Source organism: Saliniramus fredricksonii (assembly GCF_900094735.1).
In the GTDB taxonomy this organism is placed as follows: Bacteria; Pseudomonadota; Alphaproteobacteria; order Rhizobiales; family Beijerinckiaceae; genus Saliniramus; species Saliniramus fredricksonii.
The window spans coordinates 228069-241197 of the sequence record NZ_FMBM01000001.1; the positions used below are offsets into that span (position 1 = coordinate 228069).

General features: G+C 66.2%; 12 protein-coding genes. All 12 read left to right on the forward strand.

What is annotated here, in order from left to right:
* Nucleotides 1-20: 20 nt before the first annotated feature.
* The 12 genes from GA0071312_RS01085 (at nucleotide 21) to GA0071312_RS01140 (ending at nucleotide 13120) form a co-directional block, all read left to right on the forward strand.
* Complete coding sequence (locus GA0071312_RS01085) at nucleotides 21-515, forward strand: DUF2141 domain-containing protein (RefSeq protein ID WP_165603929.1); 495 nt, start codon at nucleotides 21-23, stop codon at nucleotides 513-515.
* 79 nt (nucleotides 516-594) lie between these two features.
* A complete protein-coding gene (locus GA0071312_RS01090) occupies nucleotides 595-2130 on the forward strand; it encodes a phytoene desaturase family protein (RefSeq protein WP_074443273.1) in 1536 nt (511 codons plus the stop codon).
* A gap of 7 nt (nucleotides 2131-2137) precedes the next feature.
* A complete protein-coding gene (locus GA0071312_RS01095) occupies nucleotides 2138-2986 on the forward strand; it encodes a lysophospholipid acyltransferase family protein (protein ID WP_074443274.1) in 849 nt (282 codons plus the stop codon).
* Nucleotides 2983-4101: a glycosyltransferase family 2 protein gene (locus tag GA0071312_RS01100; protein ID WP_074443275.1), complete on the forward strand. Its 1119-nt coding sequence runs from the start codon at nucleotides 2983-2985 to the stop codon at nucleotides 4099-4101. The genes GA0071312_RS01095 and GA0071312_RS01100 overlap by 4 nt, the downstream gene beginning before the upstream one ends.
* Nucleotides 4102-4105: 4 nt before the next feature.
* Complete coding sequence (locus GA0071312_RS19830) at nucleotides 4106-5788, forward strand: squalene/phytoene synthase family protein (RefSeq protein WP_074443276.1); 1683 nt, start codon at nucleotides 4106-4108, stop codon at nucleotides 5786-5788.
* Nucleotides 5789-5801: 13 nt separating this feature from the next.
* Nucleotides 5802-7052 (forward strand): hydroxysqualene dehydroxylase, encoded by a 1251-nt coding sequence (locus GA0071312_RS01110; protein WP_074443277.1) that lies wholly within the window; start codon nucleotides 5802-5804, stop codon nucleotides 7050-7052.
* Nucleotides 7049-8014 carry a 4-hydroxy-3-methylbut-2-enyl diphosphate reductase gene (ispH, locus tag GA0071312_RS01115; protein ID WP_074443278.1) on the forward strand — a complete coding sequence of 322 codons (966 nt, stop codon included), beginning with the start codon at nucleotides 7049-7051 and terminating at the stop codon, nucleotides 8012-8014. Before GA0071312_RS01110 ends, ispH begins: the two co-directional genes overlap by 4 nt.
* Nucleotides 8015-8135: 121 nt before the next feature.
* Complete coding sequence (locus tag GA0071312_RS01120; RefSeq protein WP_074443279.1) at nucleotides 8136-8570, forward strand: GlcG/HbpS family heme-binding protein; 435 nt, start codon at nucleotides 8136-8138, stop codon at nucleotides 8568-8570.
* Nucleotides 8571-8679: 109 nt separating this feature from the next.
* Nucleotides 8680-9582 carry a DMT family transporter gene (locus GA0071312_RS01125; RefSeq protein ID WP_165603930.1) on the forward strand — a complete coding sequence of 301 codons (903 nt, stop codon included), beginning with the start codon at nucleotides 8680-8682 and terminating at the stop codon, nucleotides 9580-9582.
* A gap of 199 nt (nucleotides 9583-9781) precedes the next feature.
* Complete coding sequence (locus GA0071312_RS20425; RefSeq protein ID WP_083204205.1) at nucleotides 9782-10513, forward strand: methyl-accepting chemotaxis protein; 732 nt, start codon at nucleotides 9782-9784, stop codon at nucleotides 10511-10513.
* 192 nt (nucleotides 10514-10705) lie between these two features.
* Nucleotides 10706-12511 (forward strand): SLC13 family permease, encoded by a 1806-nt coding sequence (locus GA0071312_RS01135; protein WP_074444091.1) that lies wholly within the window; start codon nucleotides 10706-10708, stop codon nucleotides 12509-12511.
* Between the two features lie 66 nt (nucleotides 12512-12577).
* Nucleotides 12578-13120 carry a helix-turn-helix domain-containing protein gene (locus GA0071312_RS01140; RefSeq protein ID WP_238947045.1) on the forward strand — a complete coding sequence of 181 codons (543 nt, stop codon included), beginning with the start codon at nucleotides 12578-12580 and terminating at the stop codon, nucleotides 13118-13120.
* The last annotated feature ends 9 nt before the right edge of the window (nucleotides 13121-13129 follow it).

Consider the following 13129-nt stretch of genomic DNA (forward strand, 5'->3'; position numbering starts at 1 on the left):
CGGTGATCGAAAGGATTGGCATGCAGGGACGGATTTCGACTTCGACGGCGAAGAGTGCACGCATTGCGGGCGTTGCGGCCCTCGCACTCGCAACGCTGATCGGCAGCGCCATGGCCGGACCCGCCTTCGCGCAGAGCGGCGAGCCCCGCACGGTGACCGTCACGGTCCGGGTCAGCGATGTCGAATCCGCCGAGGGTCAGGTCTATGTCGGGCTGTGCGATCGCGGTTTCTCGGAAGATCGCTGTCTCGACGGGCGTTTCCAGCCGGCGAGCCCGGGCACGATGCGCTTCACCTTCGAGAACGTTCCCGTGGGCATGTATGCGGTGGCTGCCTATCACGATATCAATATGGATGAGCGGATGGATTCGAATTTCATCGGCCTTCCGCGCGAACCCTATGGCTTCTCCAACGATGTCGGGCGTCGGGCGCCGCCGAATTTCTCGATGGCACGGGTGCCCGTTACCCCGCAGGAGGCCACCATCGATGTGCGCCTGGCGCGGATGGGCGGCAATTGAAGGCTCGATGCCGTCGATTTTGCGGCATCGTATCGATCGAACGGCCCGCTGCGGGCCCTGATATGACGAGGAGTGCGCCGTGAGCGGATCGACGAAGACAGTGGCGGTGATCGGTGGTGGTCTGGGCGGGCTCGCATCCGCCTGCGTGCTCGGGGCGCGCGGCCACAAGGTGACACTCTACGACAAGAACGACTGGATCGGCGGCAAGGCAGCCGTGTTCACCGAAGACGGTTTCCGCTTCGACATGGGGCCGACCATCCTCACCGTGCCGCGCGTGCTGGAGCGGATCTTCGCCGAGGCCGGGCGCGATCTGAACGATTACCTCGACCTGCGCCGCCTCGACCCGCAATGGGGCTGCTTCTTCGATGACGGCACCCGCTTCGATCTCGCCGAGAATGTCGAGGAGATGGCCGTCGCCATGGACAGGTTCGCGCCCGGGCGCGGCAATGGCGAGGGCTATCGCAAGTTCCAGGCGATGTCGGAAAACCTGCACGGCGTGTCCGAGCGCTTCTTCTTCTGGAAGGCGGTGGAGGATCTGTTCGACACGATCGACGTGCGCGCCAATCTCAACCCCGACACCCTGCGCGACGTGATGAGCCTGCGCATGGGCAGGACGGTCGCCGGCACCATCCGTTCCCATGTCAAGGACGAGCGCCTCGCCCAGATGCTCGATCATTTCACGCAATATGTCGGCTCCAACCCCTATGGCTCGCCGGCGGTGCTGTGCGCCATCGCGCACATGCAGGCGGCGGAGGGGATCTGGTATCCGATGGGCGGCACCCGCGCCGTGGCGGAGGCGCTGGCCAAGCTCGCCGGCGAGCTCGGCGCGACGCTGAAACCCTCGACCGAGATCACCGGCCTCGATATGGAAAACGGCGCGGTCAGGGGCGTGAAGCGGGCCGATGGCGGCATCGAACCCTTCGACTGCGTCGTCTCCAACATGGATTCGATCCGCACCTATCGCGAGCTCGTCGGCGGCGATGTCGGGGCGCGCTACGATCGCAAGGGCTTCGAACCAGCCTGTTCGGGCGTGGTGCTCTATCTCGGCCTGAACAGGCGCTACGACCACATCCTGCACCACGATTTCGTCTTCTCGCGCGATGCGCATGAGGAATTCGACTACATCTATAATAAAGGCGAGCCGGCGCCGGATCCAACCGCCTATCTCTGCGCGCCGAGTTCCACCGACCCCTCGGTCGCCCCCGAAGGTGGCGAAGCGCTGTATGTGCTCGTTCATACCCCCTATCTGCGCCCGCATCACGACTGGTCGCAGATGTTCCCGGCCTATCGCCAGGTGATCCTCGACAAGCTCAAGCGCACTGCCGGAATGGCGGATATCGAGGAACGCATCGTGGTCGAGCGCCACCTCACGCCGCAGGATATCCACGACCGCTACAAGGTGCTCAACGGCGCGATCTACGGGCTTGCCAGCCATGGCCGCTTCCTCGGCGCTTTCAAGCCGGGCAATCGCTCGCGCGATGTGAAGGGGCTTTATCTCGCCGGCGGCGCAGCCCATCCGGGGCCGGGCATGCCGATGGTGATGATGTCGGGCTGGATCGCCGCCGACGCGCTCGACCAGGACGCACGCGGGCCTGCTTTGCAGCAAGCGTCCTGAGGGCGCCATGGCGGCGGATGAACCAACCCGCGCGCGGCTGGATCGCCTCGCCGCGCGGCTGCCGGAGGCCACGCGCCCGACCCGGCGCCGCAAGCCGCGCGTGGTCAGTTTCTTCACGCGCCATTTCGACCGCTATTTCCGCCGCCACATGAACGCCCTGCGCCTCGCGCAATGGGGCGCACCGCCCGATCTGCGCGACGATGCGCCGGTGGTGCTCTATACCAATCACCCCGCCTGGTGGGATGCGGCGATCTATGTCCTGCTGTCCGAGCAACACTTCGGCAGGCGGGCGAGCTATGCGCCGATCGATGCTGAAATGCTGGAGAAATACGGATTCTTCGGGCGCATGGGCGCCTATGGCGTCGATCTGGAGAGCCGCAGGGGCGCGCAGGATTTCCTTGCCGCGAGCGCGGATATCCTCGCCCATGACGACGCGGTGATCTGGGTCACGGCGCAGGGACGCTTCATGGATGTGCGCGTGCGTCCGCTCGATCTCAAACCGGGAATCGCCCACCTCGTCGAGATCGCCCCGCATGCGCAATACGTCCCCGTCGCCCTCGAATACGGCTTCTGGGAGCAGCGTGGCGGCGAGGCTTTCGTGGCCTATGGCGAGGCGCTCTGCGGCGCCGATCTCGCCGGCATGGAGCGCGAGGCGCGTCTTGCGTATCTCCAAGACGCGCTGACACGGATCGCGGACCGGCTGAGCGAAGACGTGATCTCCCGCGATCCGGCGCGCTTCGATGTGCTCATCGAAGGCAAGGCGGGGGTTGGCGGCGTTTTCGATTTCACCAAGCGGATTCTCGCCCGCCTCAAGGGCGAGCGCTATGATCCGGCGCATGGAAGGCGCGATAAATGACATTCCTAAGCCATGTTGCGCTGACCCTCGCCGCCCTCTCGGCCCTGCTCGGTGCGCTGAATCTCCTGCTCCTGCGCAAACCGGCAGCGCGCAAACTCACGCCTGGAACGCAGGTCTCGGTTCTCATCCCCGCCCGCAACGAGGAAGCCCATATCGGTGATGCGGTGGAAGCGGCGCTGGAAAGCGTGGGCGTGCCTGTCGAAATCATCGTCATGGATGACGGCTCGAGCGATACGACGCCGCAGATCGTCACGGAGATCGCCGCGCGTGACAACCGTGTGCGCCTCGTATCGGCCCCCGCACTCCCCGCCGGCTGGACCGGCAAGGTGCATGCCTGCCATCGGCTCTCGGAAGAGGCGCGCGGCACGCATCTGCTCTTCATCGATGCGGATGTGCGGCTTGCCCCCGATGCCGCCGCGCTGCTGGTCGCCCATGCGCAGGGCAAGGGCCAGGCCATGGTGAGCGGGGTGCCGCGCCAGATCACGCGCAGTCTCGGCGAAGTGCTCACCGTGCCGATGATCAATTTCCTGATGCTCGGCTACCTCCCCTTCATCGGCATGCGCCTGACCAGACGCCCCAGCTTCGGCGCCGCCTGCGGCCAGCTGCTCATGACCAAGCGCGAGGCCTATCGTGCGGTGGGCGGGCACGGGGCGATTCGCGACAAGCTGCATGACGGCATCCAGCTCGCGCGCCTGTTTCGCCGCAACGGATACCGCACCGATCTCGTGGCGGGGCACGATCTCGCCGCATGCCGGATGTATCGCGGTTTTGCCGAGAGTTGGGAGGGCTTCATCAAGAACGCCCATGAGGGCATGGCAACGCCGGTGCAGCTTCCGGTCTGGACGATCCTGCTCGGCGGTGGCCACATTCTGCCGGTGATCCTCCTGCCCTTCGCGATTGCCGGCATCGCGCCTCCGGGGACCGTGCTGGCGGCCCTCGCCCTCTCCTTCGGCCTGCGCGCGGCGATCACGCTGCGCACCCGCGAGCGCGCGCTCGCGATCGCGCTCCACCCGGCCTGTATCGCCGTCGCACTTTCGATCCAATGGGCCTCGCTTCTGCGCACCAGCCGGGGCCGTCCTGCGGGTTGGAAGGGGCGCGTCTATCCGGCAGAGTGAGGCCATGAGCCGATCCGCTGCCATTGCACCGACAAAAACCCATCGCGACGAGAATTTTCCCGTCGCCTCGCATCTCATCGCCAGGCCCCTGCGGCGGGCGGTTCTGGCCTTCTACCGCTATGTCCGCGCGGCGGACGACATTGCCGATGACGGCGCACTTTCGAGCACGGAAAAGCTTGCCCGGCTCGACGCCTTCGAACGCGCGCTGGTCACCGGCGATGATAGTGAGCCCCTCGCTCTGGCGCTCCACGATGCCGATGCGCGTTTCGGTTGCGGCATCGAGGAAGCGCGCATGCTGCTCGACGCCTTCCGACAGGATGCGGTGAAGGCGCGCTACGCGGACTGGGCCGAATTGCGCGACTATTGCCGCCGCTCGGCCGATCCGGTCGGGCGGTTTCTGCTGCGCCTGCACGGCGAGCAGCGCCATCCCGATGGCGCGCAGGCGCAGGAAGCCGCAGATGCCTTGTGCACTGCCTTGCAGATTCTCAACCATTTGCAGGATCTGGAAAAGGACCGTGTCGTTCTCGGTCGTATCTACCTTCCCACCCCCTGGCTCGACCTTGCCGGCGGCGAGGCCGCCTTTTTCGATCCCGCCAACGGGGACGCGCGCCGCGCCTTGATCGATGCCGCGCTCGATCGCGTCGACCGACTGATCGACGAAGCCCGCTTTCTCCCCGGCCTGGTGCGCAGCCGCAGGCTCGCGGCGGAAAGCGCCGTGACACTGAAACTCGCGGCGCGACTCGCGGCCAGGCTGCGCCGGGGCGATCCCGTCATGACGCGGATCGATCTCGGCAAACCGGATTTTCTCGTCGCCGCCACCACTGCCCTCGCCTCGCTGCCCCGGCGCCGTCGCGACCCCGCCCCCGCCATCACCCGGCGGATCGTCGCCGCCTCGGGCTCCTCCTTCCGCATCGGCATGGCCGCCCTGCCGGGCGCACGCCGCCGCGCGATCCATGCCGTCTACGCCTTCTGCCGCGTCATCGACGACATCGCCGATGGCTGCGCTCCAATGGCGGAGAAACGGGTTTTCCTCGATGCATGGCGCCGGGAAATCGACGCGCTTCCCGATGCGCCCACCACAGCCATCGGGCGCGAGCTCGCAAGCGCCATGCGCGCTCATCATCTGCCCTGCGCGGAATTCCACGCCCTGCTGGACGGGATGGAGGCGGATGCGCGCCCCCGCGTGCGAATCGCCGACGATACCGCTTTCGACCTCTATTGCCGCCGCGTTGCAGGCGCTGTCGGGGTGCTTTCGATCCACATTTTCGGCGCCCCGCAGGCGCGCGATTTCGCGCTGACGCTCGGGCATACGCTGCAGATCGTCAACGTGCTGCGCGATGTCGCCGACGACGCCGCGATGGAGCGCGTCTACGTGCCGCTCTCGCGCCTCGCGGCGCACGGCCTGAGCGATGCGCCCGCGCGCGAACTCATCCGTGATCCGCGTTTCGGGCAGGTCTGCGCCGAACTCGCCGGTGAGGCCGAGGCCGGTTTCGTGCAGGTGGATGCCATGCTGGAGACGCTCGATCGGGCACGGCTGAAACCTGCGATCCTGATGATGGAGGGCTATCGCGCGCTGTTTGCACGCATGCATGCGCGCGGTTTCACCCAGGGCGGCGAGCGCCTGCGGCTCGGCTGGCGCGACAAGCTCGCGCTCGCGGCCAGGGCCCTGCGCCGGGCGCCGTCATGAGAAGCACGCGCGGATGACCGGCATCGTCCACATCGTCGGCGCCGGCATGGCCGGGCTCTCCGCTGCGGTTGCGGCGACAGAGGCGGGACGCACCGTACATCTCTACGAAGCCGCGCCCCAGGCAGGGGGGCGCTGCCGCACGGTGACCGGCGCTGACGGGTTCACCCATGATAACGGCGCGCATGTGCTGCTCTCGGCCAACCGCGCTGCGCGCGGTCTGATCGATCGTATCGGCGCGCAAGACGGCTGGATCGAGCCGGAACCGCGCGGCCTTCCCGTCTATGATGCACATGCGCAGCGGCTTTCGCGCATCGGCCTCTCGCCCTGGTCCTGGATGGCGCGCGACAAGCGTCCGCCCGGCATGGCGCTCGCCGATCTGCCGCGCCTCGCACGCCTCGCCGCACCGCTTGTCCCACCACTTGCCGACCGTCCGATCGGACCGATCTTCGCGGGAAGCGCGCTGCATGATCAGCTGATCGAACCGCTCACCGTCGCCGTGCTCAACACCCCCGTATCGCGTGCCTCCTCGGCCCGGCTCGGGCGGGCGCTGCGCCGCGTGATGCGCCCCGGCGGTGCGCGGCTGCTCATCGCCCGCAACGGCCTCGGCCCCGATCTCGTCGATCCGGCCATCGCCTGGCTGGCGCAACGCGGCGCGCATCTGCGCACGGGGATGCGCCTGCGCGCAGTGGAAGCGCAGGACGACCGGGCCGCAGCCCTCGTCTTTGCCGGTGGGACGATCCGGCTGAGCGGGGATGACCGCGTGATCCTTGCCCTGCCCCCCGCCGAGATCGCCCGGCTTTTTCCGCAAATCCACGCGCCGACGCGCTTCGAGCCGATCATCAACGCGCATTTCGCCCTCGCTGAACCGCTCCCGGCCGAGGCCGTGCCGCGCTTCATCGGCCTCGTCGGCACGCTCGCACAATGGGTTCTGGTGCGCGCTGATCATCTCTCGGTGACGGTCTCTGCGGCAGAAGATCGCATCGCCGACAATCCGGAGCCCCTGCTCGCGCGTATCGAAGCGGAGATTACGCCCGCGCTCGAAGCGGCGGGCGTGGCATGCGGGATCGGGGAGCGGCGTCGGCTGGTGAAGGAAAAACGCGCGACCATGACGCAGGATGCCGGTGGTGCGGTGTATCGCCCGCGCCCGCCCCTGCGCGGGCTTGCCTTCGCCGGCGACTGGATCGGCCCTCTTCCAGCGACCATTGAGGCGGCAATGCTTTCCGGGCGGGATGCGCTGGCGCAGATCGCGGAGGAGCGCCCATGAGGCGTCCGCTCACCGTCCTCCTGGCCAATCCGCGCGGCTTCTGCGCCGGGGTCGATCGCGCCATCGCGGCGGTGGAAGATCTGCGCGTGATGACGGAGAGACCGGTCTATGTCCGCCACGAAATCATCCACAACGCCCGCGTCGTCGACGACATGCGCCGGCGCGGCGTGCATTTCGTCGATGCAATCGCACAAATCCCCGACAATGCCGTGACGGTCTTTTCCGCGCATGGCGTCTCGCGTGCGGTCGAAGAGGAAGCGCAGGCGCGCGGGCTCGACGTGATCGACGCCACCTGCCCGCTGGTGCGGCGGGTTCATGTCGAGGGCCGCCGCCATGCCCGCGAAGGGCGCGCGGTGATCGTCATCGGCCATCGCGAGCATGTCGAGGTCGAGGGCATTCTGGGGCAGATCGCGGGGGAGACGCATGATGCAGAAACCCATGTCGTGGCGGGGCGCGCGGATGTCGCCGCGCTCGACGTGAGCGACCCGCTGCGTCTCGCCTATGTGACCCAGACGACGCTCTCCGTGGATGATACACGCGACATCATCGCCGCCTTGAAGGAACGCTTCCCCGCGATCATCGGCCCCGACATCAAGACGATCTGCTATGCGACGCAAAACCGCCAGGGCGCGGTGCGCATGCTCGCGGAGCGGGCCGAACGCTTCATCGTCTGCGGCGCGCGCAACAGTTCCAATACCAACCGCCTGCGCGATGTCGCCCGCTTCCTCAACCGCCCGGCCCTCCTGGTCGAGGAAGCGCATGAGCTCGACGCGGATTTCATCGCGCAGGCCGATACGATCGGCGTTACCGCCGGGGCCTCCGCGCCGGAGGTGATCGTGCAGGAGGTGCTGGAGAGGCTCGCCGACTGGCGGCAGATACATGTGGAAGAAGTGACACTGACGCGCGAGACCACGCAATTCGCGCCGGTCGAACTCCAGGGGCTGCGAAGCGATCCGGCGTGAACGCGCATGGCGCAGCTTTTCCCTGCGCGAAAAACTCATTCGCCGACACTCGTGCTGCGCCATGCGCGCGAGGCATTAGACTGGTGCGGGAATCAATACCATCCAGGCGAGGAAGAGCCCCATGTCCGAACTGAAATCACGCATCGCGCAGCGCATGGTCGCCGCGACGCTGAAAGCCGCCCGCGAAGCCTCGCTCAAGCCCGTGGCGGTCGCCGTCTATGATGCGCGCGGCGCGCTCAAGGCCTTCCAGGCGGAGGACGGCACCAGCCTCAGGCGCGGCGAGATCGCCATGGGCAAGGCCTATGGCGCGATCGCGCTCGGCGTACCCTCACGCACCGTCGGTGCCATGGCGGTGGAGCGCCCGCATTTCATCGCGGCTGCGAGCCATATCGTCGACGGCCCCCTCGTGCCCGCCCCCGGCGGCGTGCTGATCCGCGACAAGCGCGGGGCCCTGCTCGGCGCGGTGGGTGTCTCGGGCGATCTCTCCGACAAGGATGAAGCGGCGGCCCTGGCCGGCATCACCGCCGTCGGCCTCGCGGCGGATGCCGGGACCTGAGCGGACGGAGATTGCGTGATCCGTCCGGCGCAAATGCGTCTTCCCCACGGGTGAACCCCGGCCCAGTATGATGCGATCGCCTCTGGCGGCGGTATCGGGCGGGGCGAGGATGAGCGCGCAGGTTTCACGACCGGACGATCTGAACAAGGCCGTGCTCTACATGGTCTTCGCCGCGTCGCTGATCCCGATGCTGAATGCCAGTGCGAAATATCTGACCGGTGATTACAGCGTGCTGCAGATCACCTGGGCACGCTATGCCGGGCATTTCGTCTACATGCTGATGGTGTTCGTGCCCTATCGCGGGCTCGCACTCCTGCGCTCGCAGCAGATCCCGCTGCAACTCCTGCGCTCGAGCCTGCTCTGTATGGCGACGCTGATCTATATCACCGCGCTCGCCTTCGTGCCGCTGACCACCGCTGCGGCGATCAGTTTCACCGCCCCTTTCATCGTCACCGCCTTCGCGCCGTTCATTCTGGGCGAGCGGGTCAGTCTGCGCCGCTGGATCGCGATCACGGTCGGATTTGCCGGCGCGCTGATCGTGATCAGGCCGGGCGAGGGCATGAATCTGGCCGCGCTCCTGGTCTTCGGCAGCGCCGCCTCGGCTGCGTTCTATCAGCTGCTTTCGCGCAAGCTCGCCGCCGGCGATCCGGCGGATACCTCGATCACCTATATCGCCGTGACGGGATTCCTGCTCACCAGCCTGCCATTGCCTTTCATCTGGCAGACACCGGGAAGCCTCCTCGACTGGGTGCTCTTCGCCAGTCTCGGCTTCTTCGGCGGGTTCGGACACTACTTCCTCGTGCGCGCTTTCGAGGTTGCCCCCGCGCCCTTCGTCTCGCCCTTCAACTATCTCCAGCTCGGGGGCGCGGTGCTGCTGGGATGGGTGGTTTTCGGACAATTGCCGGATCTGTTCGTCTGGCTCGGCTCGGCCATCATCATCGGCAGCGGCGTCTATATTCTCTATTCCGAGCGCGCCAGGGGCATCCCGGTGCGCACCGGGCCGCTGCGCTGATCGGCGGCGCGGCGCACGATCAGGCCTTCACCTAAGGCAGCCATGCTGATCAGCAGAGTTCGCGGCAGGTACTGCTAAGACTGACTTAACGGAAAACATGCTTGGTTTACGCTTGTGAAAGCAATGACGCGAATCAGCTGCGGTCGATCGCCTGATCAGAACCGCATAATCAGGCCAGAACCGTGTGGAGCCCCAAAAAATGGATGCCTTGATTACAGCCGGGACCGGCAGCGCTACCGGAAAGCGCGAAGTGGCACCTGAAATGCTGGAGCAATCTTCGGATGCACTACCAGTCATGCGCTCCATCATACGCCGGATGAACGGCTTCCTCTATCGCTGCCGCAACGATGCGGATTTCACCATGATGTTCATGGAAGGCGCGGTCGACCGTGTCACCGGCTATGATCGTGATGTCTTTACCGGCCCGGAAAGACGTTCCTATGCCGGCATCATCCATCCCGATGATGCGCGGATGGTGGACGATGCCGTCGCCGCAGCCGTGGAATCGCGCGGTAACTGGGAGGTCGATTACCGGATCCGGCGCGCCGATGGCGGCGAACAATGGGTGCACGAGAGCGGGGGCGGCGTCTATGGGCGGGACGGGGCACTGTCGCATCTCGAGGGCGTCGTGATCGACGTCAACAGCAAGAAGACGCGCGAGCTCGAGAATTCCACCGTGCTGCTGGAGCGCGTCGGCCAGACCAGCCAGGAGATCATCACCAATACCGGTTCGATCCTGCGTATCCTGCACACTTTGCAATTGCTGGCTCTGAATGCACGCATCGAGGCCGCGCGCGCCGGCGAATACGGGGCCGGCTTCACCGTCGTCGCCACGGAAATCAAGGCGCTCGCCGATGAGAGCGGCGTTTCGGCGGGCCGCATCACGGAACTCTCCGAGGAACTCCAGAGCATCCTGCGCCAGAAAGCCTGATCGCAGGCAATGGTGGAAGGCTGCAACGAACGGGGATGAACGACGGTGCATTGATGCGGGAATCATTATAGCGTGCGCCTCAGGAAACCTCATGAGGCCGGGCAGCGTTTTTGCGCGGCGACCGGTCGCATCCCGCGCCACCCTTCATTGCGTCTTCATGATCAGCCCGCCACCTCCATCGAGATCACAGGCATGACCCAGGACCAGGGTATCTTTCTCGCCATTCTGGTGGCGACCGTCACGTTGTTCATCTGGGGGCGCTGGCGCCATGACATGGTGGCCGTCGCCGCGCTGCTGGCCTGTGTGGCGTTCGGCCTGGTCGACAGGGACACCGCTTTCGAGGGCTTCGGCCACCCGGCGGTGGTGACGGTCGCCTGTGTGCTGATCCTGTCGCGCGCCCTGCAGACATCCGGGGCCGTGGATGCGATTGCGCAAAGGTTCATTCCATCGGATGCAGGCATCTTCCTCACCCTCGCCGCCTTGACGACGCTCGGCGCGGTCTTGTCCGCCTTCATGAACAATGTCGGAGCGCTGGCGCTCCTGATGCCGATCGCCATCCAGATGGCGGCGAAGCACGACATCGCGCCCGGCAAGGTCTTGATGCCACTCTCCTTCGGCTCGATTCTCGGGGGGATGACCACGCTGATCGGCACGCCGCCGAACCTGATCGTGGCGGGCTTTCGCCGCGAGACGGGCGAAAGCGCCTTCAGCATGTTCGCTTTTACCCCGGTCGGCGTCACCGTCGCGGCCAGTGGCCTGATCTTCCTGCTGTTGCTGGGACGCCAACTCGTCCCGCAGCGTGGTGGTGGCAACGCAGAAGGCTTCGAGACCGATGCCTATCTGACCGAAGCGCGTGTTCCATCGAAGTCGAAAGCGGTCGGCATGACGCTCAAGCAGATCGAGAAGGAGCTCGACGAGGTCGATGCGATGGTGGTCGGCCTGATCCGCAACGAGGTGCGCATGCGCACCCCCGATCCCTGGCGCAAGCTCCGCATCGACGACATTCTCGTGATCGAGGCCGAGCCGGAGGCTCTCGCCGGGATCCTCTCGATGCTGGAACTCAAGCTCGAAGAGGACAAGCCGCGCGATCCCGATTCGCCGGAGGCGCAGGCCGATAAAGAGGATGAAGAGCAGCGTGACGACGAGATCACCATAAGCGAGATGGTGGTGCTGCCCAATTCGTCGCTGATCGGGCGCTCCGCCGCCGATATCCATCTGCGCACGCGCTTTGCCATCAACATGCTCGCGGTCTCGCGTCAGGGTCAGCGTTCGCGGGCGCGGCTGCGCACTCTTCGATTGCAGGCGGGTGATGTCCTTCTGTTGCAGGGCGCCCCGCAGCGTTTGTCCGAATTCGCGGCCCAGTTCGCGCTCGTGCCGCTGGCCGAGCGGTCCGTGCGTATCCCCGATACACGCCAGGCACTGATGGCACTGGGTATCATGGGCGTGGCCATTGCCGCTGCCGCCTTCGGGCTGTTTCCCGCCGCGATCGCCTTCGCCTTCGGCGTTCTCGCGGTCATGGCCCTGCGCATCATCCCCGCGCGCAACATCTACAATGCCGTCGACTGGCCGGTGATCGTCCTGCTCGGGGCGCTGATTCCCGTTGCCGGGGCGATGGCCACGACCGGCGCGGCGGAACTGGTCGCGCAGACACTGCTGGATTGGGGCGGCAGTTCGAGCAATGTAGCGGCGCTCGCCATATTCCTCGTCATCACGATGACGATATCGGCCTTCGTCAACAACGCAGCCACGGCTGCCGTGATGTGTCCGATCGCGATCAGCACGGCAAATTCCCTCGGCATCAGCGCGGATCCCCTGCTGATGGGGGTCGCGGTCGGCGCGTCCTGCGCCTTCATGACCCCGATCGGGCATCAGAACAACACCATCATCCTCGGCCTCGGCGGCTTCCGTTTCGGCGATTACTGGCAGCTCGGCTTGCCACTCCAGGCCGTTGTCGTGGCCGTCGCCGTACCGATGATTCCCCTGGTCTGGCCATTCTAGGGCTTGTCTTATTCTCGATTATGAGAAATATTCTCGTATATGAGAGAACGCACACCATATATCACCATGGACAGCCGCATTGCCACGCGGCTGCGTCAGCTTCGCTACGCCGCCAATCTGTCGCTGGAACAGCTCGAAACCGCCAGCGGCGTAAGCCGCTCGACGCTCTCGCGCCTCGAAAAGGCGCAGACCAGCGCCACGGCGGAGATGCTTGGGCGGCTTTGCGCCGTGTTCGGCCTGCCCGTATCGCGGCTCCTGCAGGAGGTCGAGGACACGCCCTCCCCGCATATTGCGCATGACGCGCAACCCGTCTGGCACGACCCGGCCACCGGCATGGTGCGGCGCGTGATCTCGCCGCCTGCGGATGGGCTCACCGGCGAGATCATCGGCTGTACGCTGCCGCCTGGAACGGTGATCGCCTATCCGGCCCCGCCACGACCGGGGCTGGAGCATCACCTCGTCCTCCAGGAAGGGGCGCTGCACGTCACGCTCGGCGACGAGGATCATCGTCTCGCCCCCGGCGATTGCCTGCGCTACCGGCTGCGCGGTTCGAGCCGGTTCGAAACACCGCCGGATCAAGGCGCCACCTATCTGCTCTTCATGCTCTGAGGCTGCCCC

Coding starts and splice junctions, on each gene's coding strand:
- GA0071312_RS01085 (WP_165603929.1), top strand. CDS start 21: ATGCAGGGACGGATTTCGACTTCGACGGCGAAGAGTGCACGCATTGCG.
- GA0071312_RS01125 (WP_165603930.1), top strand. CDS start 8,680: ATGAGCGCGCAGGTTTCACGACCGGACGATCTGAACAAGGCCGTGCTC.
- ispH (WP_074443278.1), top strand. CDS start 7,049: ATGAGGCGTCCGCTCACCGTCCTCCTGGCCAATCCGCGCGGCTTCTGC.
- GA0071312_RS20425 (WP_083204205.1), top strand. CDS start 9,782: ATGGATGCCTTGATTACAGCCGGGACCGGCAGCGCTACCGGAAAGCGC.
- GA0071312_RS19830 (WP_074443276.1), top strand. CDS start 4,106: ATGAGCCGATCCGCTGCCATTGCACCGACAAAAACCCATCGCGACGAG.
- GA0071312_RS01135 (WP_074444091.1), top strand. CDS start 10,706: ATGACCCAGGACCAGGGTATCTTTCTCGCCATTCTGGTGGCGACCGTC.
- GA0071312_RS01120 (WP_074443279.1), top strand. CDS start 8,136: ATGTCCGAACTGAAATCACGCATCGCGCAGCGCATGGTCGCCGCGACG.
- GA0071312_RS01140 (WP_238947045.1), top strand. CDS start 12,578: ATGGACAGCCGCATTGCCACGCGGCTGCGTCAGCTTCGCTACGCCGCC.
- GA0071312_RS01100 (WP_074443275.1), top strand. CDS start 2,983: ATGACATTCCTAAGCCATGTTGCGCTGACCCTCGCCGCCCTCTCGGCC.
- GA0071312_RS01110 (WP_074443277.1), top strand. CDS start 5,802: ATGACCGGCATCGTCCACATCGTCGGCGCCGGCATGGCCGGGCTCTCC.
- GA0071312_RS01095 (WP_074443274.1), top strand. CDS start 2,138: ATGGCGGCGGATGAACCAACCCGCGCGCGGCTGGATCGCCTCGCCGCG.